Source organism: Rhizobium sp. 01N424 (assembly GCF_056399485.1).
This window is the reverse complement of sequence record NZ_JBFTRK010000004.1, coordinates 299920-320371: the sequence shown is the minus strand read 5'-3', so window position 1 is coordinate 320371 and position 20452 is coordinate 299920. Positions and strand designations below refer to the sequence as shown.

General features: G+C 61.5%; 23 protein-coding genes. 11 read left to right on the top strand and 12 right to left on the bottom strand.

The features are described 5' to 3' along the window. Positions 1-24: 24 nt before the first annotated feature. From AC1DNK_RS14190 to AC1DNK_RS14180, 3 genes are all read right to left on the bottom strand, one after another. Positions 25-762, bottom strand: a complete 738-nt coding sequence (locus AC1DNK_RS14190) for an amino acid ABC transporter ATP-binding protein (RefSeq protein ID WP_477941702.1) — start codon at positions 760-762, stop codon at positions 25-27. Next, complete coding sequence (locus AC1DNK_RS14185; protein ID WP_477941701.1) at positions 759-1433, bottom strand: amino acid ABC transporter permease; 675 nt, start codon at positions 1431-1433, stop codon at positions 759-761. The genes AC1DNK_RS14190 and AC1DNK_RS14185 overlap by 4 nt, the downstream gene beginning before the upstream one ends. Before the next feature lie 71 nt (positions 1434-1504). Further along, complete coding sequence (locus AC1DNK_RS14180; protein WP_477941699.1) at positions 1505-2299, bottom strand: transporter substrate-binding domain-containing protein; 795 nt, start codon at positions 2297-2299, stop codon at positions 1505-1507. A gap of 164 nt (positions 2300-2463) precedes the next feature. Here AC1DNK_RS14180 and AC1DNK_RS14175 point away from each other — a divergent pair, with 164 nt between their 5' ends. The 11 genes from AC1DNK_RS14175 to AC1DNK_RS14125 all read left to right on the top strand — a co-directional run bounded on the left by AC1DNK_RS14175 (position 2464) and on the right by AC1DNK_RS14125 (position 13845). Further along, the gene (locus AC1DNK_RS14175) at positions 2464-3153 is read left to right on the top strand and encodes a FadR/GntR family transcriptional regulator (RefSeq protein WP_477941697.1); all 690 of its coding nucleotides are present in this window, start codon (positions 2464-2466) and stop codon (positions 3151-3153) included. 98 nt (positions 3154-3251) lie between these two features. Then, complete coding sequence (locus tag AC1DNK_RS14170) at positions 3252-4922, top strand: amidohydrolase (protein ID WP_477941696.1); 1671 nt, start codon at positions 3252-3254, stop codon at positions 4920-4922. Positions 4923-5031: 109 nt separating this feature from the next. After that, positions 5032-6141 carry an ABC transporter ATP-binding protein gene (locus AC1DNK_RS14165; protein ID WP_477941817.1) on the top strand — a complete coding sequence of 370 codons (1110 nt, stop codon included), beginning with the start codon at positions 5032-5034 and terminating at the stop codon, positions 6139-6141. Position 6142: 1 nt separating this feature from the next. Beyond that, on the top strand, positions 6143-7063 hold the full coding sequence (locus AC1DNK_RS14160) for an ABC transporter permease (protein ID WP_112514628.1): 921 nt from the start codon (positions 6143-6145) through the stop codon (positions 7061-7063). Beyond that, on the top strand, positions 7056-7853 hold the full coding sequence (locus tag AC1DNK_RS14155; protein WP_112388568.1) for an ABC transporter permease: 798 nt from the start codon (positions 7056-7058) through the stop codon (positions 7851-7853). Before AC1DNK_RS14160 ends, AC1DNK_RS14155 begins: the two co-directional genes overlap by 8 nt. A 23-nt stretch (positions 7854-7876) precedes the next feature. After that, positions 7877-8911 (top strand): ABC transporter substrate-binding protein, encoded by a 1035-nt coding sequence (locus AC1DNK_RS14150; protein WP_112388569.1) that lies wholly within the window; start codon positions 7877-7879, stop codon positions 8909-8911. A gap of 72 nt (positions 8912-8983) precedes the next feature. Continuing rightward, entirely contained in the window at positions 8984-10015 is a 1032-nt protein-coding gene (locus tag AC1DNK_RS14145) for a histone deacetylase family protein (protein ID WP_477941694.1), read from the top strand. A gap of 2 nt (positions 10016-10017) precedes the next feature. Continuing rightward, entirely contained in the window at positions 10018-10905 is an 888-nt protein-coding gene (gene aguB, locus AC1DNK_RS14140) for an N-carbamoylputrescine amidase (RefSeq protein WP_477941693.1), read from the top strand. Next, entirely contained in the window at positions 10902-12050 is a 1149-nt protein-coding gene (locus AC1DNK_RS14135) for a serine hydrolase domain-containing protein (protein ID WP_477941692.1), read from the top strand. Before aguB ends, AC1DNK_RS14135 begins: the two co-directional genes overlap by 4 nt. A gap of 249 nt (positions 12051-12299) precedes the next feature. Further along, entirely contained in the window at positions 12300-12512 is a 213-nt protein-coding gene (locus AC1DNK_RS14130; RefSeq protein ID WP_477941691.1) for a hypothetical protein, read from the top strand. A 190-nt stretch (positions 12513-12702) separates the two neighbouring features. Next, positions 12703-13845: a M24 family metallopeptidase gene (locus AC1DNK_RS14125; protein ID WP_477941690.1), complete on the top strand. Its 1143-nt coding sequence runs from the start codon at positions 12703-12705 to the stop codon at positions 13843-13845. A gap of 72 nt (positions 13846-13917) precedes the next feature. On the opposite strand, the gene AC1DNK_RS14120 is transcribed toward AC1DNK_RS14125, so the two are convergent. The 9 genes from AC1DNK_RS14120 to nadC form a co-directional block, all read right to left on the bottom strand. Further along, positions 13918-14310 carry a DUF983 domain-containing protein gene (locus AC1DNK_RS14120; RefSeq protein WP_477941689.1) on the bottom strand — a complete coding sequence of 131 codons (393 nt, stop codon included), beginning with the start codon at positions 14308-14310 and terminating at the stop codon, positions 13918-13920. Between the two features lie 190 nt (positions 14311-14500). Beyond that, positions 14501-15904, bottom strand: a complete 1404-nt coding sequence (locus tag AC1DNK_RS14115; RefSeq protein WP_477941688.1) for an aminotransferase-like domain-containing protein — start codon at positions 15902-15904, stop codon at positions 14501-14503. Positions 15905-16064: 160 nt separating this feature from the next. Continuing rightward, on the bottom strand, positions 16065-17087 hold the full coding sequence (locus AC1DNK_RS14110) for an LLM class flavin-dependent oxidoreductase (RefSeq protein WP_112514603.1): 1023 nt from the start codon (positions 17085-17087) through the stop codon (positions 16065-16067). A gap of 245 nt (positions 17088-17332) precedes the next feature. Continuing rightward, positions 17333-17479: a DUF1127 domain-containing protein gene (locus AC1DNK_RS14105; protein ID WP_112514601.1), complete on the bottom strand. Its 147-nt coding sequence runs from the start codon at positions 17477-17479 to the stop codon at positions 17333-17335. A 158-nt stretch (positions 17480-17637) separates the two neighbouring features. Continuing rightward, positions 17638-17832, bottom strand: coding sequence for a hypothetical protein (locus tag AC1DNK_RS14100; RefSeq protein WP_112388587.1), 195 nt, complete (start codon positions 17830-17832; stop codon positions 17638-17640). 53 nt (positions 17833-17885) lie between these two features. After that, positions 17886-18122: a 30S ribosomal protein S21 gene (gene rpsU, locus AC1DNK_RS14095; protein ID WP_112444127.1), complete on the bottom strand. Its 237-nt coding sequence runs from the start codon at positions 18120-18122 to the stop codon at positions 17886-17888. 28 nt (positions 18123-18150) lie between these two features. Then, positions 18151-18303, bottom strand: coding sequence for a hypothetical protein (locus tag AC1DNK_RS14090; RefSeq protein WP_477941686.1), 153 nt, complete (start codon positions 18301-18303; stop codon positions 18151-18153). A 228-nt stretch (positions 18304-18531) separates the two neighbouring features. Beyond that, positions 18532-19374, bottom strand: a complete 843-nt coding sequence (locus tag AC1DNK_RS14085) for an alpha/beta fold hydrolase (RefSeq protein WP_477941684.1) — start codon at positions 19372-19374, stop codon at positions 18532-18534. A gap of 220 nt (positions 19375-19594) precedes the next feature. After that, positions 19595-20452, bottom strand: coding sequence for a carboxylating nicotinate-nucleotide diphosphorylase (gene nadC / locus AC1DNK_RS14080; RefSeq protein WP_477941683.1), 858 nt, complete (start codon positions 20450-20452; stop codon positions 19595-19597).

Genomic DNA, 20452 nt, shown 5'->3' with positions numbered 1-20452 from the left:
TCCTCCGGAACCTTGTCTTTCTTGTCAGTGATTGAGAACGGCGCGCAGGAAGCTCCTGGTGCGTTCTTCCTGCGGGTTGTCGAAAATCTCGGCCGGCGTTCCGGCTTCGACGATGCGGCCGCTGTCCATGAAGATGACGCGGTCGGCGACCTGGCGGGCAAAGCCCATCTCATGGGTGACGACGATCATCGTCACGCCGGTGCCGGCGAGCTTGCGCATGACATCCAGAACCTCGCCGACCATCTCCGGGTCGAGCGCCGATGTCGGCTCGTCGAAGAGCAGCACGCGCGGTTCCATGGCCAGTGCCCGGGCGATCGCCACGCGCTGCTGCTGTCCGCCGGACAGCTGCTCGGGATATTTTTCGGCCTGTTCCGTGATGCCGACACGGGCAAGCAATTCCTTCGCCTTGCGGGCAGCCTCGTTCTGCGGCGTGCCGCGCACCCGCATCGGCGCGATCATGATGTTCTTCAGCACGCTCAGATGCGGAAACAGATTGAACGACTGGAAGACCATGCCGACTTCGGCCCGCACCTGCGCGAGGTTCCTGCCGCGCTCGACCTTGATGCCATCCACTTCGATACGGCTTTCGCTGGCGAAGCTCTCGAGGTGATTGATGCAGCGGATCAGCGTGGATTTGCCGGAGCCGGACGGGCCGATGACGCAGACCACTTCGCCTTCGGCGATCGCCAGATCGATGCCGTGCAGCACCTGGAAGTCGCCATAGGACTTGTTGAGATTCTGAATACTGACAATGGTTTTCATCTGCGCCTCCCCGCACTGAAGCGTTTTTCGAGACGGGCAACGATGACGACCATCGGCCACAGGAAGGCGACGTAGATGATGGCGGCGCCAATCAGCGGCGACGGGTTGGCGGTCAGCGCCTGGGCCTGCGTTGCCTGTTTGAGTAGATCGGGCATCGCCACGACGGATGCGAGCGCCGTGTCTTTCATGACGTTGATGCAATTGTTGGTGAGCGGCGGAATGACGATCTTGATCGCCTGCGGCAGGATGATCTCCGCCATCATGTGCCGGTAGGAGAGGCCAAGTGCTTCCGAAGCCTCGAACTGCCCGCGCGGAATGGCCTCGATCCCGGCACGAAAGATCTCGGCCGTATAGGCGGTCGAGACCAGCGTCAGCGCGCTGACCGCCGAAAGGAACGGCGAAAGCCGGATGCCGACGAACGGCAGGGCATAGTAGATGACGATCAAGAGAACGAGCAGCGGGATCGAGCGGAAGATGTCGATATAGATCTTGGCAATCGCCTGCACCACCGGATGGCCGTAGAGCCGTAGCAGCGCAAGGACGAGGCCGCCGATCAGGCCGCCGACGATGCTGACGATGCCGAGTTCCAGCGTGATCCAGAGGCCTGACAGCAGAAGCGGAAAAGAGCGCTCCAGCACCGCCAGATTAAAGAAGGTCGTGAATATATCCATTGAGGCACCGGTCAGTCGTTACGGGGCGGATGACGGGCGAACCCGCCATCCGTAACCTGGACCATCCGGCCTTATTTTGCGGCAGGCATGTCGGCGACCTTCACGGTCGAGGTCGTGTCCTCGGCCTTGGCGCCGAACCATGTCTCATGCAGCTTGGCGATGAAGCCTTCGCCCTTCAGCGTGGTGATCACGTCGTTGACCTGCTTGGCAAGCGGATCACCCTTGTTGAACATGATCGAGTATTTTTCGCCGGTCGGGATGCGCTCGACGACTTTGATCTCCGGCTTGTCCTTGACGTAATACTGCAGCGCCGGGATGTCGCTGATATAGCCGTCGATGCGGCCTGCAGCCAGATCGAGCATGGCAGGCTGCAGGCCCTCGAAGCGGCGGATTTCGCCGAGACCGTATTTGGCCGTGTTGTTGGTGGCCCACATGTCGCCAGTCGAGCCGGTATCGACGCCGACGATCTTGCTGCTCATGCCCTTCAGATCCTTGATGCCGCTTGCGGCCATCACGGTCAGCGACTGGTCGCTGTCATAATAGGGCTGAGCGAAGCTCACCGATTCCAAGCGCTTTTCGGTGATAGTGATCGACGAGACGGCCATGTTGATGCGGCCGGACTGCACGGCCGAAAACAGGCCGTTGAACGGGATATTGACGAATTCGACCGACTTGTTGAGGCGCTTTGCAACCTCGGTGACGAGATCAACCTCGAAACCGACTGTCTTGCCGGTCTCGTCCTGGAACTCCCACGGGACGTTGCCGATATTGGCACCGACGGCGAGATCGGATGCATGGGCGGCCACTCCGGCGAATGCCAGAACGCCCGAGAGCAAGGCTGTCTTCAGAATTGAAAAACGACGCATTTAGGTTCCCCTTGTTTTATGGTGCGCATTTTTGCTATTGGTCTAACCGGTCTGACCAGTCAGGCCAAATCAAGCATGGTCTCTTGTCATTTGCAAGCGGCTGATGGATTTAAATGTTACGGGCAATGTGAGCGCCGAACCGGCGCGCCAAGAGAATGGAAAGAATGCTGAACAGGACCTTGGTACCGCAATCCGCCGCGCGCCTGATACAGGACATGATCCAGAGCGGCGAGCTTGCCGCCGGCCAGAAAATTCCGTCTCAACGCGACTTCTCGACGAAACTCGGCATCAGCCGTGCCTCGCTGCGCGAGGCCCTGCTGACCCTGGAGACGCTGGGCCTCATCAAGACCGAGGCAGGGCGCGGCACCTTCGTCGCCGAGCGCGGCAGCGCCGCAAATACCGGCATGGCCCCGTGGCGCTATTCTGACAGCTACTCGGTGTTCGACGTCTTCCAGACGCGCATCATGCTTGAGGGCAATATTGCAGGTCTGGCCGCCGGACGACTGACGGGTAACCAGCTGCAGGCAATGGAAGCGGCGACCAAGCAGATGGAGGATTGCTGGGCAAAGCAGGATCTTCTCGCCAATGTCGAGGCCGATCTCGAATTCCACGGCATCATCGCATCCGCCTGCAGCAACACGATGATGCGGGCGCTCTATCAGGTCGTGCGCGAACAGCTGACCGAGACCCAGCGCCAGCCGATCCCGATCACTGAACCGGCCCGCATGAAAGTTTCGATTTCAGAACATCGCCGCATCATCGCCGCCCTTCGCGACAACGATGCAGCCCGCGCCCGGCAGGAAATGGAAAACCACGTGCTGAACACCGCGCGCTGCGCGGGGCTCAATCCCTGACATCATCGGTGACGCGATCGGATCGCGTCTTACCGATTGAATTCGCTGCCCATACCGGCCTACGTTGCGCGCATCGAAGCGCAACCGGTGAGCATCAGATGACAGAGACGGCCGACATCATCATCAGCAACGGACGGGTTCTGACTTTGGACCCGGACGCTCCGCGGGCCGAGGCCGTGGCTCTCTCTGGTGGCAAGATCATCGCCGCCGGATCGAATGCTGACATCCAGCGCCTGCGCGGCCCTCATACTCGCGTGATCGACGCGAAGAACGGCTCCGTCCTGCCGGGGTTTTCCGAAAATCACATGCATCTCTTTTCGGGGGCTGCGGAACTGGACCATCTGCAGCTGACCGGCGTGAAGGGCCTTGCCGCCCTGACCGAGGCGGTTCGCACCTATGCTGCCAGCCGCAAGACGCAGAAAGTACTGTTCGGGCAAGGCACCGACTATGAGATCCTCGGCCATGGCGAGGGGCTGACCCGCCGGCATCTCGATGAGATCCTGCCCGATCAGCCCCTTGTCGTCTTCGCCCCGGATCATCACACCGCATGGGCCAACACCAGCGCGCTCGAGCTGGTCGGCATCCTGCACGGCGCGAACCTTGGCCCCGGCAACGAGGTGGTGATGGGCGCAGACGGGCTGGCGACCGGCGAGCTCAGGGAAATGGAAGCCTTCAGCCCGCTGCAGGCCGCCGGGGGCTTCGATCGCTATCGTCTCGGCCTTTCGACCGGCGGCGAACCCGATCCCTATCCCGATGCAGCGCAGTGGGCGCAGGACATCGCCGTCATGCGCCGCGGCCTCGCCTATTGCGCCAGCCATGGCATCACCACCGTCCAGAACATGGACGGGAATCTCTACCAGCTGCAACTGCTTCAAGCCATCGAACGGGAAGATGGTCACCTGCCCTGCCGCGTGCAGATCCCCTTCCATTTCAAGAACTTCATGCAGCTCGAGATGCTGGAAAAGGCCTCCAGCCTTGCCGCCAGGTTCAACAGCGACTGGCTGTCGTCGGGTATCGTCAAGCTCTTCTATGACGGCGTGATCGAGAGCGGCACGGCTGTTATGGTCGAGCCCTATGCCGACAAGCCGGGCGATCGCGGCGAAGGCCTGTTCACGCCCGAGAGCTTTCGCGCAGTCGCCGTCGAGGCAGACCGGCGCGGGCTGCAGATCGCGGTGCATGCAATCGGCGACGGCGCCGTGCGCGCCGTGCTCGACGGATACGAGGCGGCGCGGCGGGAGAATGGCGCCCGCGACAGCCGCCACCGCGTCGAACATATAGAAGTCGTGCATCCTGACGATATCGCCCGCTTTGCCGAACTCGGCGTCATCGCGTCGATGCAGCCACCGCATCCGCCGGGTTGCGCCGGTCTGCCGCTAGAGCCGACGATCTCGCGCATCGGCCGCGATCGCTGGCCGGTCAGCTATGCATGGCGCACGCTGAAGAATGCCGGCGCGCATATCTGCTTTGCTTCGGACTGGCCGGTCTCGCCAATCGATCCCCTGGTCGGCCTGAAGGCGGCGGTGACCCGCAAACGCTGGAGCGAAGGCGATCCCGACCAGTCCTTCTCACTGATCGAGGCGCTTTCGGCCTATTGCGTCGAGGGAGCCTACGCCGAGTTCAAGGAAGACAGGAAAGGCATGCTGAAAAGCGGCTATGTCGCCGACGTCGTCATCCTCGACCGCGATATCGAAACCGTCGATCCCGAGCATCTGGACAGCGTCAAGCCCATCACAACGATCTGCGGCGGACACATAAGTTTTTCCGTATGATAAATATTTTCCACTTCGGAAAGAGAAAGCGGTTGTCAACGCGCGGGCCGTGTGATCACCTTAACAAAAGCCTAAAAAGGCGGGGAACAGCAGCTTTGCAACGGTGAGTGTGCCGCATATGGCGGAATTGAACGCGATTGAAATTCGCAGTGTTTCCAAGGTATTCGGGTTTGGCGAGTTCGCCTTTTCCGCAGTCGACAACGCATCGGTTTCCATCCGGCAGAACGAATTCTTCACGCTTCTCGGTCCCTCGGGATGCGGAAAGACGACGCTGTTGCGGCTGATCGCCGGCTTCGAATTTCCAACCTCCGGCGAGATCATGCTGAACGGCGAAGACATCGCCGCGATGCCGCCCTTCAAGCGGCCGATCAATACTGTGTTCCAGAGCTACGCTCTCTTTCCGCACATGACCGTCGCCGAGAATATCGGCTTTGGCCTGACCATGCTCGGCAGACCCAAGCAGGAAATCAAGGACCGCGTGTCGGCGATGCTGAAGCTGGTGCGCATGGAGGCCTTGGCCGGCCGGCGGACGAGCCAGATATCCGGCGGCCAGCAGCAGCGTGTGGCGCTGGCGCGTGCATTGGCGCCGCAGCCGAAGGTGCTCCTGCTCGACGAGCCCCTTTCAGCACTCGATTACAAGCTGCGCAAGGACATGCAGATCGAGCTCAAGCGCCTGCAATCGGAAACCGGCATCACCTTCATCTTCGTCACCCATGACCAGGAAGAAGCCCTGACCATGTCCGACCGCATCGCCGTGATGTCGGCGGGCAAGATCTTGCAGGTCGGCGGCCCGCGCGAGATCTACGACGCGCCCGCCGATCGTTTCGTCGCCGACTTTATCGGCGAAACCAATTTCCTGAAGGGGCGGATCCGCTCGGTCAGCGCTGGAATAGCCGAGGTCGAGACACCCGCGGCCGGGCTTATCTCGGCAACGATGCCGAAGGATTTTAACGCCGAAGGCGATGTGACGCTGGTGCTCAGACCCGAGCACGCCATGCTCTGCGCGCCTGCCGAACGCCCGGACTGCCAGATGACGGGCACGCTGGAGAACGTCGTCTATTTCGGAACCGATACGCATTACCACGTGCGGCTCTCGGACCACGAGACCGTGTTCACCCTGCGCGAGCAGAACAAACCCTTGCAGGGCGCCAGGTTTGCCGAGGGTGACAGGGTGGGCATTGCGATCGAGCCCAACGCGGCCAGGATCTTGAGGAACTGATATGGCAGACGCGGTTGGAACGATCGAAGCGGAAAAGAGCCGGGACATCCGGAAACGCTGGCTTCTCTCGCTCCCAGCCCTGCTGATCATCCTGATCGCCGCCACCGGCCCGCTTCTCATCGTCGTCGTCTATTCCTTCCTGACACCCGGCCCTTACGGCGATGTCGTCTGGACGCCGTCCATCGATGGCTGGATCAATGTGGCGCTGCAGAAGGATATCTTCGACGACACCCTGTCGCTTGCCGATGCGCATATCTCGATCTTCCTGCGCTCCACCGTGCTGTCGCTCGTCACCACGGTCCTGACGCTGCTCGTCGGCTTTCCGACGGCCTATTTCATTGCCACACGGCCGCAGTCGACACGTGAACTCTGGCTGCTGCTGATCACCATTCCCTTCTGGACCAATCTTCTGATCCGCACCTTCGCCATCCTCGAAATCATTCGAAACGACGGCCTGATCAACGGCTTGCTGCTGAAATTCGACCTGATCGCCAAGCCGATCCAGATGCTGTTCACGGATGGGGCCATCCTGACCGGCATGGTCTATGTCTACCTGCCGCTGATGGTTTTGCCGCTCTATGCCAGCATGGAAAAGCTGGACTTCCGGCTGGTCGAGGCCGGCTACGATCTCTATGCGACGCCTTTCAAGGTTCTCCGCCGCATCATCATTCCTCTCGTCAAGCCCGGCATCATCGCCGGCTCGATCCTCGTCTTCATTCCGGCGCTCGGCGCCTATGTGACGCCGAGCATCCTCGGCGGCGGCAAGAACCTGATGCTCGGCAATCTCATCGAACTGCAATTCGGGCAGGGCCGGAACTGGCCGCTCGGCTCCGCCCTGTCGATCTCGCTGATGCTGATCGTCATGGTCGCCTTGCTGTTTTACGTCCGCAATGCAGGCTCGCAGGAGACGAGGCATGGCTAGCTTTTCCGTCCGCCGCCAGCGCGGCTTCACGACCATCGCGCTGCTTTGCTTCGCCGCGCTCTATCTGCCGATCGCGGTGCTGGTCTTCTATTCGTTCAACGCGGGTGAATCGCTCGCCTCCTTCGACGGCCTGTCGCTTCGCTGGTTTGCGAAAGCCTTCGAGAACCAGCAGGTCATTGATGCCTCGATACGCTCCCTGCAGATCGCCAGCGTTGCCGCAGTCGTCGCGACGATCGCCGCGACCATGGCGGCATTGGCGACCACGCGGACCGAACCCTATCGCGGCCTGACGGTGAAATACGCCTTCATCAACCAACCGCTGATGATTCCAGAAATCGTGACGGCCGTCGCGCTGCTGATCTTCTTTGCGCGCATCAAGATCTGGACCGGATATTCCGGGCTTGGCTACCTGATCGCCGCCCACACCGCCTTCTGCATTCCCTTCGCCTATCTGCCGATCCGCGCCAGGCTGGAGAACATGGATCTGACGCTGGAGAAAGCCGCGGCGGATCTGTATGCGACGCCCTGGAACGCTTTCAGATATGTGACGCTGCCGCTGCTCTGGCCGGGTATCCTCGCCGGTTTCATGCTGGCTTTCGTCATTTCTCTCGACGACGTGGTGATCACCGAATTCGTCAAATCGGCCGGCCAGGATACGCTGCCAACCTACATGCTCGGACAGATCCGCCGTTCCATCACCCCTGAAATGAACGCGATTTCGACGCTGTTTCTCGGCCTGTCGATCTGCGTCGTCACGGTGTTCTTCATCGTCAATCGAAATCGTGCCTGAACAACAAGAGAGGGAACATAAGCATGAAACGGATGACTGCGACCATTGCCATGACGGCAGCGCTTCTTGCGTCCACCGGCCTTGCCCGGGCGGAAGGCGTGCTGAACATCTACAATTGGGGCAACTATACCAGCCCCGAGATGATCAAGAAGTTCGAGGACAAGTACAAGGTCAAGGTGACCATCACCGACTACGATTCCAACGATACGGCGCTGGCCAAGGTTCGCCAGGGCGGCTCCGGTTTCGACATGGTCGTGCCGTCGCAGAACTACATCCCGATCTGGATCTCCGAAGGCCTCCTGCTGGAAACCGACCCTGGCAAGATGGAAAACTTCAAGAACGTCGCCAAGGAATGGGCCAATCCCGATTTCGACCCCGGCCGCAAATATACCGTGCCGTGGGCGATGGGCATCGTCGGCACAGTGGTCAACACCGATGTCTACAAGGGTGACATCAACACCTGGGGTATCATCTTCGACACGCCGGACGAGTTGAAAGGCAAGGTCAACGTCGTCCCGGAAATGACCGATGTCATCGACGCGGCCGTCCTCTACAACGGCGGCAAGAAATGCACCGGCGATCTGACGATCCTCAAGAAGGTGCGCGACACGCTGTTGAAGGCGAAGCCCAACTGGGTGGCGATGGAATACGGCACGATCGAGAAGATGGGCTCTGGCGACTTCGCCGCCTCCAGCGACTGGAACGGCTCCGCATTCCGCCAGCGCCTGAAGAACCCAGCCATCAAGTTCGGCTATCCGAAGGAAGGCTTCGTCAACTGGAGCGACAATCTCTCGGTGCTGAAAGACGCCAAGAATGTCGAGAACGCAAAGCTCTTCCAGAACTTCATGATGGATCCTGAAAACGCCGGCATGAACTCGGGCTTCCATCGCTATGCCAACGGCATCGCCGGTTCTGACAAATACATGCCTGCCGACATGAAGGGCGCGCCCGAAATCAACATTCCGGCCGAATTCGCCTCGGTCGGCGTGCCCTCGATGACCTGCCCGCCGGAGGTTCAGGCGCTCTACACCAAGATCTGGACCGAACTCCAGAAGTAGGCCCTCCCATCTCATCGCGCCCTGCCTGAAACGGCGGGGCGCTTTTGACCTTCCCGTTGATGGACGCTTTTCATGAAGACCGTTTTTTCGCCCCGCCATCGTGGGCATGCTGAGCAATTGGAACTTGTCGCAGGCGCCATCGTGACCGGCTTCGAGCTGACATCGCGCGCCGAATATGTGGCGGCGCGCATCAAGACCGTCGGACTAGGCGAGATCCTCGAGCCAACCGAACATGACCTCACGACAGCGGCCCGCATCCATCGCCAGGATTATCTGGATTTCCTGCCGACGATCTGGGACCGCTGGACCGCCGAAGGCCGCTCCGGCACGGCCTTGCCGTTCACCTGGCCGACCCGGGGGTTGCGCGGCGACGTCAGACCCGAATTCATCGACGGCCTGCTCGGCTATTATTCCTTCGATGCCGGCTGCGGCATCGTCGAGGGCTCCTGGGATGCGATCAAGTCTTCGCACGACACGGCGCTCACGGCCGCCGCGATGGTGCAAGGCGGCGCGCGCTCCGCCTTCGCGCTCTGCCGTCCGCCCGGCCATCACGCGGGCGCGGGCTTCATGGGCGGCTATTGCTACATCAACAACGCTGCTGTTGCGGCACAGTCACTGCGCGACGGCGGCGCAAGGCGCGTCTCCATCCTCGATGTCGATTATCACCATGGCAACGGTACGCAGGAGATCTTCTATTCCCGCGCCGACGTGCAGGTGATCAATCTGCATGCCGACCCGATGCAGGAATATCCCTATTTTCTCGGCCATGCCGACGAGCGTGGCGTGGGCGATGGCGAAGGTTTCAACCTCAATTATCCCATGCGTTTCGGAACGGCCTGGGACTCCTGGAGCCAATCGCTCGGCGACGCCTGCGCCAGGCTGCTCGCGTACGCGCCTGACGTGGTGGTGGTCTCGCTCGGCGTCGATACGTTCGAAAAGGACCCGATCAGCAAATTCAAACTGAAGACCGAAGACTTTCCGAAGATCGGCGAGAAGATCGCCGCACTCGGCCTGCCGACCTTGTTCGTCATGGAGGGCGGCTATGCTGTCGCTGAAATCGGCGTAAACGCCGTCAGCGTTCTCACCGGTTTCGAAGGCGCCTGATCATGATAGCGGCAGGATCGACCATCACGCTCGGCGTCGTCCAGTTCGCCTGCTCGGATGATGTTGCGGAGAATATCGCAACGGCCTCCCGGCTGATCCGGGAGGCAGCCGCCGGCGGCGCAAATATCGTGCTGGTGCAGGAGCTGTTCGAGGGCCTGTATTTCTGCCAGACGCAGGATCCGGTTCACTTCGCCCGCGCCCATCCTGTCGAGGAACACCCGGTTATCGGGCCGATGCGCGCGCTCGCCCGCGATCTCGGCATCGTCCTGCCCATCTCCTTCTTCGAGCGGAAGAACCAGACCTTTTACAACAGCATGGCGATGATCGACGATAACGGCGACATTCTCGGCGTCTATCGCAAATCGCACATTCCGGATGGTCCGGGCTATAGCGAGAAATTCTACTTCCGCCCCGGCGATACCGGCTTCAAGGTCTGGCAGACGCGCTTCGGAACCATCGGCGTCGGTATCTGCTGGGACCAATGGTTTCCCGAGGCCGCCCGCGCCATGGCCTTGATGGGCGCCGAGCTCATCCTTTATCCGACGGCAATCGGCTCGGAACCCGCCAATCCCGCTCTCGATACGATGGAACACTGGCGGATGGTCATGCGCGGGCACGCTGCCTCCAATATGGTCCCGGTTGCGGCGGCCAATCGCATCGGTTCGGAAGCAATCGCTGGGCTATCTCAATCCTACTACGGCTCCTCCTTCATCTCGGGACCCGACGGCCAGCTGGTTGCCAGCGCCTCACGAGATCAGGAACAAGTGCTGATCGCCAGCTTCGACCGCTCGGCCCTTGCCGCCAACCGCGCCGCCTGGGGTCTGTTCCGCGATCGGCGCCCGGACCTTTACGGCACACTTGCAACAGCCGACGGAACTCAACGCCCATGACCGAATTTTCCCGCGCCGACGTTTCGCTCTCCAACTGGCGGACCGCACCCTATAGCCGATGGTCGTTCCAGAATGTCAGCGAGATCGTCCCTTCTGCCGTCATTTCCGCCGGAGGCGGCAGGACACCACAGGATCGCAAGACCCTCGGCGCGTTCGCGACGCTCGACGTTACCGCTTCCGACGGGACACGGACGCCGCTCGAAAACTTTCTGACGGCGAGCCAGACCGACGAGCTGCTGGTGATGCGCGATGGGGAAATTCTCGCCGAATGGTCGGCGCCGCATTCCGATCCGGCACGCGCGCACATCATATTCTCCGTCTCCAAATCGCTCACCGCGCTGCTTGCCGGGATCCTGGCCGGTAAGGGTTTCCTTACGCTCGACAGACAGATCATTGACTATGTACCCGAGACTGCAGGCTCCGCTTATGCGGATGCGACAGTGCAGCAGCTGTTCGATATGGAGATCAGCGTTGCCTTCATCGAGGATTATCTCGACACGTCGGGTGGCTTCGAACGCTACAGGCGCGCCACCGGCTGGAATCCAGACAGGCCCGAGGCCCCGGCTCCCGATCTCAAGAGCTTCATCTGCAGCATCGCAAAAGGTGGGCAGGAGCACGGTGAACATCACGCGTACCGCTCGCCGAACACAGATCTCGCCGGCATCGTTCTGGAGCGGGCGGCCGGCGCACGTTTCGCATCGTTGATGAGCGACCATGTCTGGAAGCCGCTGGGCGCCAGTGCCAACGCGATGGTGACGGTTGACCGCATCGGTACGGCACGCGCCGCCGGCGGAATCTCGGCGACGGCGCGCGATCTTGCCCTCGTTGGCGAGGTTATCAGGACGCACGGCGCCGGTCTTGTCGCCCCGGAATTCGTGGCGGACCTCTGGTCCCGGAAGCGTCGTGCCGCCTGGGAGAGCGGAGACCAGCGGGAGCTGTTTCCACAAGGCAGCTACCGGAACTACTGGTACGAGTCTGGGCACGGGGAACTCGCAGCGATCGGCATCCACGGCCAGTGGATATGGATCCACCCTGAGACGAAAACCGTCGTCGTGAAACTGTCATCGCAAACGCTGCCCGTCGATCCGCCGCTCGACCAGGCGATCATCGGCGCGCTGCGCAGCATCTGCCGGGCGTCCGCGTAGCCAAGATCAAGAAACCGGTGTTCCTTGGATGGAACCGGTGAGGCGAAATGCGTCTGATCGATCATGACCGGGCGGTCATCTAACCGGAAGCCGCAGCGCTCGACGGTTCTATAATTTCATCGGTAGTTTTGGACGACGACAGAAGCGGAAATCCGGCATGGCCCCGTATATCGAGCACCGGACGGCTTTGATCGATTATGCCGCGCGGATTCTCGGTTCACGGGAGGCCCGGCCCACTGGCTGAAGACGGTGGCCGCCATTTTTCTGGTGGTCTCTGTCTCGACCGCCCTTGTCAGCCCGGCCGCCTTTCTCGGCCTGCCTGTCACGGCCTTTGCGGAGAAGATCGGCGGAAGCAGCAAGCACAAGCGCGCTGATCCCAACGGCCATATTGGTCGCCCCATCCTTCTCGTTGGCGGCCAGATCCTGTTGCAGCATGCCTGGGGCGGCGCGTCCGCCAGCTGATGCAGGCGCGTCTTCGGCTATGCGATGCCGGTACACGAGGCCGCAGGCATTCGGGTCGCGCTGCATTGTTGCCGGTAGCAGGCCCGGCAATGACGAAAATACCACTTTCCTTCGCCGCCGATCGGATGCATCTCTTCGCCCGCACCCGGCGATTTGCCGGCGGGATCTATGATGAAAAGTGGATATGAGCATGACGCAGCAGGCATGGAACCACCCGGTAGCCGCCATCACTGAAAACGAGCGGGCCGCCCGCCTGGACCGGCTTCGCCAGAGCATGCGGGAGCGCGGCATTGCCGCCACGCTTCTCGGCCCGGCGGAGAGCCTGCGCTATTTCACCGGCCTCGTCTGGCATCTGAGCGAGCGCCTGCTCGGCGCTGTCGTCACCGAGGACAGGCTCATCTATATTGTGCCGGGTTTCGAGCTTAGCCGCGTCGAGACGCTGCCGCATCTTCCGGGCGATCTGCTCATCTGGCAGGAGGAGGAAAGCCCGTCGGCCGTCGTCGCGCAGCTTGCAGGAGCTTCGGGCAAGCTGGCGCTCGACGACGCGCTGCCGCTCGCCTTCTACCATGCCTTCGCCGAAAAGATCGGCGCCGCAAGGCTCGTCGATGCCGGGCCGATGATCAATGCATTGCGCCTCACCAAGTCGCCAGCCGAGATCGCCATCATTCAATATGCGATGAACCTGACGCTCGGCATCCACGGCAAGGTCCGCGAGATGATCAAGCCCGGCACCGCCGCATCGGAAGTGGTCCGGTTCATCGATCAACAGCACCGTGCGGCAGGCGCCGATAACGGCTCGAGCTTCTGCATCGTCTCCTTCGGAAACGCGACAGCGCTGCCGCACGGCGCCGATGGCGAGCAGATCCTGCAGGATGGCGACGTCATTCTCGTCGATACCGGCTGCCGGATCGACGGTTACCATTCGGATCTGACCCGCACCTACATGCTTGAACCCACCAGCGAATTCGAGCGCGCCTGGTCGATCGAGCGCGAGGGACAGCTGGCGGTTTTCGGTGCGGCAACGCTTGGTGCGGCCTGCGAGACACTGGATGCCGCTGCGCGCAAGACTTTTGCCACCCATGGACTAGGACCGGATTATCAACTGCCGGGGCTGCCGCACCGCGCCGGCCACGGACTGGGGCTCGAAATCCACGAAGGACCGTTCATCGTCCGCGGCAACAAGACGCCTCTGGCGGCTGGAATGTGCTTTTCCAACGAGCCGATGATCGTCTTTCCCGGCCAGTTCGGGGTTCGCCTCGAAGACCACATCTACATGTCGGAGACCGGCGCCAACTGGTTTACCGAGCCGTCAAGCGGCCCGTCGTCGGTCTGACACGAAGCGCAAATGCAAAGCCCGGCCATCCTCCGAGAGGAGAATGGCCGGGCCATACGGTCAAAAAATCAATCAGCTTGCGGCACTGATCTCACGCCGCGCAAGTTTGCCTTCCTCGGCCTTGTAGAAATACTGGCTGGCGACGAGCCAGCCTTTCAGCGGCCTCAGCGGCGGAATACAGGTCGCCAGCATGAACGGGCCTGTCACCAGGAACTGTACCCAGAGCGGCGCCGAGAAGGCGACTTCCAGCCACACGCCGAGCAGCACGCTCGGGACGCAGGCAAAGCAGATGACGAAAAAGGCCGGGCCGTCGGCCGGATCGGCGAAGGAGTAATCCAGTCCGCAAGCCTCGCACTCCGTCCGAAGCGTCAAGAAGCCCTTGAACATGTGCCCCTGCCCGCATCGCGGACAACGGCCGCGAATGCCGGTCTGCATGGGAGGAAGAGGAGGATATTCGGTATCCACGGTTATCTCGCTTTTCAGGTTGCGAGGCATTTCTATATGCATTCAATGCCTCTGAATGTATGCATACAATATAATTACATTGAATGTGGATTGCCAGTCTACTGGGCACAATGCCGCAGCGATTTGATCGTAGAGTTAAGAAGCCATATCCAGCGTCGGCGCTCGCGCCTTCCGCCAAGACCGGAATGACTCAGAAAAATGACGCCGTCATCTCGGGCGAGCCTTCCAGGGCATGCGCCATGAAATCCAGCGCGCCCTGCAGACGCTCTCTGGTGATTGGCCCGCCGATGCAAACACGCACGGCTTCCGGCGCCTGGCCATCGACGGTGAATGCATCGCTTGCGACTACGCCGATACCCGAACTGCGCATATGGCTGCTGAAGGTCGATCGGGTCCAGCCATTCGTCAGCGGCAGCCAGATGTTGAAGCTGATCGGATCCGCCTTATAACTGCCGGCAGGCAGGATCTTTGCCACCATCTCTTGGCGGGCCGCTGCCTCGGTGCGGATAAAACGCAGGATGGCATCGGCTGTACCGTCTTCGATCCACTGGGTCGCCAGCGCCAGATTGAGCGGTGAGGCCATGACATTGCCCGTGCGCATGGCGCCGATAAACGGCCAGATCGCCTTGGCATCGGGCGCCACGGCGAAGGCGAGCCGCAGGCCGGCGCCGATGCATTTCGCCAGACCGCCGATATGCCAGGTGAGCTCCGGCGCAATCGCCGCCAGCGGCGGCGGGCCATCGGCAGGAATGAAGCCATAGGCATCGTCTTCGACGATAGGCAGATGATATTTGCGGGCGACCGCCGCGATCGCTTCGCGCCGGTGAAGCGGAATGGTCAGCGTCAGCGGGTTCTGCAGCGTCGGATTGAGATAGAGCGCCTTTGGCTTCAGCCTCTCGCAGGCATCGGCCAGCGCATCCGGGACAATACCCTCTTCATCCATCGGCAGCCCCGACAGATTGAGCCGCAGCTGGGCAGCGATCGAGCGCATGCCGGGATAGGTGATGTTTTCGGAGAGCACGGTATCGCCCGGCCGCGCCAGCATGCCGAAAATCGCCAGCAGCGCCGGATGCGCGCCGGGCGTGACGAAGATGCGCTCCTGCGACGGTGCCAGACCGCGGCGGCCAAGCCAGATGCCGGCCGCTTCCTTGTCCATCGCCGAACCGCCAAAGCCCTGATAGCGCAGCAGCGGGATCAGATTGGCGGCGACGGTCGCCATGCCATCACGCATGCGCTCCAGAAGCTCCGCATCATCGGGCTCGGGCGGAAGGTTCATCGAGAAATCGGCGACTGCCTCGCGCCGCGGATCGGCAGCGGCCTCAGCAATAAATCCACGGTGCTCTTTTTCCCGACCGCCCGTCACAAACGTGCCTCGGCCGACATGCGAACCGACAAGCCCGCGCTTGCGCGCTTCCACATAGCCGCGGGCGACCGTTGTAAAATCGATATTGAGCCGCTTGGCGAGCTCGCGCTGCGGCGGCAGCCGGTCACCGGCCGCAAGCAAGCCGCTGCGCAGATCCATCTCAATCAGGTCGGCGATGGCCATGTAGCGCGGGCTGGAAGAGCGGTTGAGATCTGGGTGCCAGTCTTTCATCTGTTATCCGTCGATACAGGGCCAATGCGGGAAGCAGATCGCTCCACATTGACTGTATATTGTTGCATCGAGTTTCTGTCACGAGGAAACATTGTCGCAACAGCGGATTCCAGAGAGGTCTTGGCGTACCCGCAAATACGGGGATGCCATTTTCGGGTGTTTACCGCCAGCCGAGCGCCGGGGCGACGTGCTTGAGGATGCTCTCGATCACATGCGCGTTATAGTCGACACCCAGCTGGTTCGGCACGGTGAGCAGCAGCGTGTCGGCCTCGGCGATCGCCTCGTCCTGCTTCAGCTGAGCAATCAGCCGGTCGGGTTCTGCTGCATAGGAGCGGCCGAAGATCGCCTGCGTCTGCGGATCGATGTTGCCGATCTGGTCCTGGCTGTTGCCGCTGGCGCCGAAATAGGCGCGGTCCATATCGTTCATCAGCGCGAAGATGCTGCGGCTGACGGAGACCCGCGGCTCGCGCGCATGCCCGGCTTCCTTCCAGGCCTCGCGATAGATGCGGATCTGTTCGGCCTGCTGGATATGGAACGGCTTGCCGCTCTCGTCGGTCTTCAGCGTCGAGCTCTGCAGGTTCATGCCGAGCTTTGCGGCCCAGATGGAGGTCGCATTGGAGCTCGATCCCCACCAGATACGCTCACGCAGGCCTTCGGAATGCGGTTCGAGGCGCAGCAGGCCCGGCGGGTTCGGAAACATCGGCCGCGGATTGGGCTCCGCAAAGCCCTCTCCGCGCAGCACGTCCAGAAACACCTCGGTGTGACGGCGGCCCATATCGGCATCGCTCTCACCCTCGGCCGGGGCGTAGCCGAAATAGCGGTAGCCATCGATCACCTGCTCCGGCGAACCACGGCTGATGCCGAGCTGCAGGCGGCCGCCGGAGATCAGGTCCGCCGCTCCGGCATCTTCGGCCATATAGAGCGGGTTTTCGTAGCGCATGTCGATGACCGCGGTACCGATCTCGATCCGCCTGGTCTTCGCGCCGACTGCCGCCAGAAGCGGAAATGGCGATGCCAGCTGGCGGGCAAAGTGGTGTACGCGGAAATAGGCGCCGTCGGCGCCGAGCTCCTCGGCGGCCACCGCCAGGTCGATCGACTGCAGCAACGTATCGCCCGCCGTGCGGGTTTGCGATTGCGGGGAGGGCGTCCAGTGCCCGAATGAGAGAAAACCGATCTTTTTCATGATGCTGTCATCCGCAAGGTTTCGTTGCCGCTGTCTTGCCACGCCGGCGCGCCGGAATATAGCCGCGCCCCATTGAACAGAGTGTCGCTTCCGGCGCGCCTCGCATCATGCCTCTGCCATGAACATTGGCGGCAATCGCAGACCTGCCATGCATGAGGCGGGACGCTGGAAAAACGGACAAGCAAAAACGCCGGCTCGAATGAACCGGCGTTTCTAATAGAAATTCTGAAGACTTCGCGGGCCGATTAGCGGCCGGCTGCAGAGCGTGCGACCGAGCGGATATCACCGCGGTCGATGCCGAGGTCGTGCAGTTCGCGGTTCGTCATGCGACCCAGTTCTGCAACGGTCTGACGGTACTTGCGCCAGTTATTGAAAGAGCGTGCTACGTTCATCTCGGTCCCCTTCCGTGGGCTTTGCGAACCCTGCTGCCCCAATCGGCGCTCCGTTCGCTTCGATGAGAAATATATAATCTAAGCCGGTCGGGATTTGCAGCGCTAAGACATCTGGACAGCATTGCGTATGATGCATAGCTTGCCCATCTGGCGGGCAATCAATGAACACTTGGTGTCCTGACCGCAAAGGCAAAATCTTCCGCCACGAGTTCGCTGATCGAAATCAGCACCTCTTCCGCCGTGAACCCCGAGGCGATCGCCGCGCGGATCAAATCCTGGAGATCCGGTTCGATCACATCGCGGCAATCCTCAAGCCTCTCGTCCGAAACATTCAAGCTGTAAAGTTCTTCCATCGCACAACCCTTTCATGTCCCATCCGCCGGACCGCAGTCCGGCGGCGCGATCGTTACCGTGCCGATACTTTGCGTTTTGCCGCAGGCAGGAGACCTTCGCGCTGCAGCTGCTTGCGGGCAGCCTTGCGGTGGCGGGACACGGCCTGCGCGTGCTCACGCACCCGCCGCTCCGACGGCTTTTCGTAGGCGCGGCGTTCCTTCATCTCGCGAAAGACGCCTTCCTTCTGCAATTTCTTCTTCAGCACACGAAGCGCCTGCTCGACATTGTTGTCTCTGACCAGAACCTGCATAGTCTTCTCCTTCTTCGTTTGTGATGTCTCAGCCCAGCTGCCTGGCGATGATCGCCTTCAGTTCCCGCCGCGTCAGCAGGCAGGGATCGGGCTTCCAATTCTTGGTGGGCCATTTCACGGCCTCTTCGCGCTTGCGCGGCGCTGCCGCGGCAGGCGCAATCGCGGTATTCGTCTTGTTCAAATGAAATCCTTTGCCGCCTCTTGGCGGCCGGCATAGTCCGGCAAAAACGCCGGGCGGCCGGCGTTCGAGCCGGTCATGCCGCGGTTTGTTATGTGAGTGATGACGGAGAGATAGGGTGAGAGGCGCCGCATTGCAAGGCGGGCCAGCGACCGGGCAGAGCATCGGCACCCACCGCGGAAAGACCGCTGCGGCACGAAAGCGGCCGCAGCGACGATGGTTTTTCAGCGATCAGCCTTTGACGAAGGCCAGCAGATCGGCATTCAGGATGTCGGCATGGGTTGTCAGCATGCCATGCGGAAAGCCCTTGTAAACCTTCAGGGTGCCGTTCTTCAGAAGCTTGATCGATTCATATGCGGATGCGCCGATCGGCACGATCTGGTCGTCGTCGCCATGCAGCACCAAAGTCGGCACCGAGATGCTTTTCAGGTCTTCGGTCTGGTCGGTTTCCGAGAAGGCCTTGATACCTTCGTAATGCGCCTTGGCGCTGCCCATCATGCCCTGACGCCACCAGTTGCGGATCACGCCATCCGAAACCGTTGCGCCCGGACGGTTGTAACCGTAGAACGGGCCAGCCGGAACGTCGAGGAAGAACTGCGCGCGATTGTCGGCAAGCGCCTTGCGCAAACCGTCGAATGCATCGATCGGAAGGCCGCCAGGATTGGCGTCCGTTTTCAGCATCAGCGGCGGTACGGCGCTGACAAGCACCGCTTTGGCAACGCGGCCCTGCGGCTCGCCGAATTTGGCGACATAGCGCGCGACCTGTCCGCCACCGGTGGAATGGCCAATATGAACAGAATTCTTCAGATCGAGATGTTCGACCACGGCGGATGCGTCGGCCGCGTAGTGGTCCATGTCGTGACCTTCGCTCACCTGCGCGGAGCGGCCGTGGCCGCGCCGGTCATGGGCGATGACGCGATAGCCGTGATGAAGGAAGAACAGCATCTGGTTGTCCCAGTCATCGGCCGAAAGCGGCCAGCCGTGATGGAACACGATCGGCTGGGCATCCTTCGGACCCCAGTCCTTGTAGAAAATCTGCACGCCGTCTTTGGTCGTGACGAAATGATTGGTCATGATCGGTCGTCCTCTGTCGTTCGGGGTTGATTGTCGAAAGGGCAAGCGAAATGGAATTATGGCAGCTGAAAATGTCGCGCAAACGAATGTCCCTACCCGCGCGCGGCGCCATCATCCCGGATGACTGCGAAGACATCAAGGTTGGATTTTGCGAACGCTAGCGAGCGCTGGCCGGGCAGCTCTCTGGGCGGGTCAATCGAGACGGGATGCGGCCTGGCGGTCAGTTCGCGCTTTTGAAATCGAGACCGATATCGAGGATCGGCGCGCTATGCGTTATCCAGCCGACGGAGATCAGATCGACGCCGGATGCAGCGATGTCAGGCACGGTCGTAGGCGTAATGCGCCCCGAGGCTTCGGTGATCGCCCGGCCGGCAACGATATCGACGGCCTGCCGCAGCATGGCCGGCCGCATGTTGTCGAGAAGCACGGCATCCACGCCCTCGTCCATCACCTCCCGGAGCTGATCGAGCGTATCCACCTCGATCTCGATCTTGACCATGTGCCCGGCAGCAGATTTGGCTCGGCGCAACGCCTCGCGGATGCTGCCTGCGATGGCGATATGGTTGTCCTTGATCAGCACCGCATCATAGAGCGCGAAGCGATGGTTCATGCCGCCGCCTGCCCTCACCGCATATTTTTCCAGCGCCCGGAGCCCCGGCGTCGTCTTGCGCGTGCAGGCAACCGAGGCCTTCGTTCCGGAGATCGCCTCGGCAATCGAAGCGGTTACCGTGGCGATCCCCGAGAGATGCGAGAGAAAATTCAGCGCCGTGCGCTCGCCGGCCAAAAGCCCCCGCGACGGACCTGATATCGTTGCGATCACGTCGCCGGACTTGACCGCCATGCCGTCATGCAGGTGCCGCTCCATGACAATCGCGGGATCGACGAGTTGGAAGGCGAGCTCGGCCGCATCCAGACCGGCAATGACACCCGGCTGCCGCGCAGCCATGACGACCGTGGAGCGGTGGTCCGCGGGAATGACGGCAGCAGAGGTGATGTCACCGGCAAGACCGAGATCTTCGGCAAGGGCGGCCCGGACCAGAGGTTCGATGACAAGGCGCGGCAGCGGAACAAGGCTCAT

What these genes read in the sequence shown, in the direction of transcription:
- AC1DNK_RS14190 (WP_477941702.1), bottom strand. Translation starts at nt 762, where the DNA reads ATGAAAACCATTGTCAGTATTCAGAATCTCAACAAGTCCTATGGCGAC.
- AC1DNK_RS14185 (WP_477941701.1), bottom strand. Translation starts at nt 1,433, where the DNA reads ATGGATATATTCACGACCTTCTTTAATCTGGCGGTGCTGGAGCGCTCT.
- AC1DNK_RS14180 (WP_477941699.1), bottom strand. Translation starts at nt 2,299, where the DNA reads ATGCGTCGTTTTTCAATTCTGAAGACAGCCTTGCTCTCGGGCGTTCTG.
- AC1DNK_RS14175 (WP_477941697.1), top strand. Translation starts at nt 2,464, where the DNA reads ATGCTGAACAGGACCTTGGTACCGCAATCCGCCGCGCGCCTGATACAG.
- AC1DNK_RS14170 (WP_477941696.1), top strand. Translation starts at nt 3,252, where the DNA reads ATGACAGAGACGGCCGACATCATCATCAGCAACGGACGGGTTCTGACT.
- AC1DNK_RS14160 (WP_112514628.1), top strand. Translation starts at nt 6,143, where the DNA reads ATGGCAGACGCGGTTGGAACGATCGAAGCGGAAAAGAGCCGGGACATC.
- AC1DNK_RS14155 (WP_112388568.1), top strand. Translation starts at nt 7,056, where the DNA reads ATGGCTAGCTTTTCCGTCCGCCGCCAGCGCGGCTTCACGACCATCGCG.
- AC1DNK_RS14150 (WP_112388569.1), top strand. Translation starts at nt 7,877, where the DNA reads ATGAAACGGATGACTGCGACCATTGCCATGACGGCAGCGCTTCTTGCG.
- AC1DNK_RS14145 (WP_477941694.1), top strand. Translation starts at nt 8,984, where the DNA reads ATGAAGACCGTTTTTTCGCCCCGCCATCGTGGGCATGCTGAGCAATTG.
- aguB (WP_477941693.1), top strand. Translation starts at nt 10,018, where the DNA reads ATGATAGCGGCAGGATCGACCATCACGCTCGGCGTCGTCCAGTTCGCC.
- AC1DNK_RS14135 (WP_477941692.1), top strand. Translation starts at nt 10,902, where the DNA reads ATGACCGAATTTTCCCGCGCCGACGTTTCGCTCTCCAACTGGCGGACC.
- AC1DNK_RS14125 (WP_477941690.1), top strand. Translation starts at nt 12,703, where the DNA reads ATGACGCAGCAGGCATGGAACCACCCGGTAGCCGCCATCACTGAAAAC.
- AC1DNK_RS14115 (WP_477941688.1), bottom strand. Translation starts at nt 15,904, where the DNA reads ATGAAAGACTGGCACCCAGATCTCAACCGCTCTTCCAGCCCGCGCTAC.
- AC1DNK_RS14110 (WP_112514603.1), bottom strand. Translation starts at nt 17,087, where the DNA reads ATGAAAAAGATCGGTTTTCTCTCATTCGGGCACTGGACGCCCTCCCCG.
- AC1DNK_RS14105 (WP_112514601.1), bottom strand. Translation starts at nt 17,479, where the DNA reads ATGAACGTAGCACGCTCTTTCAATAACTGGCGCAAGTACCGTCAGACC.
- AC1DNK_RS14100 (WP_112388587.1), bottom strand. Translation starts at nt 17,832, where the DNA reads ATGGAAGAACTTTACAGCTTGAATGTTTCGGACGAGAGGCTTGAGGAT.
- rpsU (WP_112444127.1), bottom strand. Translation starts at nt 18,122, where the DNA reads ATGCAGGTTCTGGTCAGAGACAACAATGTCGAGCAGGCGCTTCGTGTG.
- AC1DNK_RS14085 (WP_477941684.1), bottom strand. Translation starts at nt 19,374, where the DNA reads ATGACCAATCATTTCGTCACGACCAAAGACGGCGTGCAGATTTTCTAC.
- nadC (WP_477941683.1), bottom strand. Translation starts at nt 20,452, where the DNA reads ATGAGCCTTGTTCCGCTGCCGCGCCTTGTCATCGAACCTCTGGTCCGG.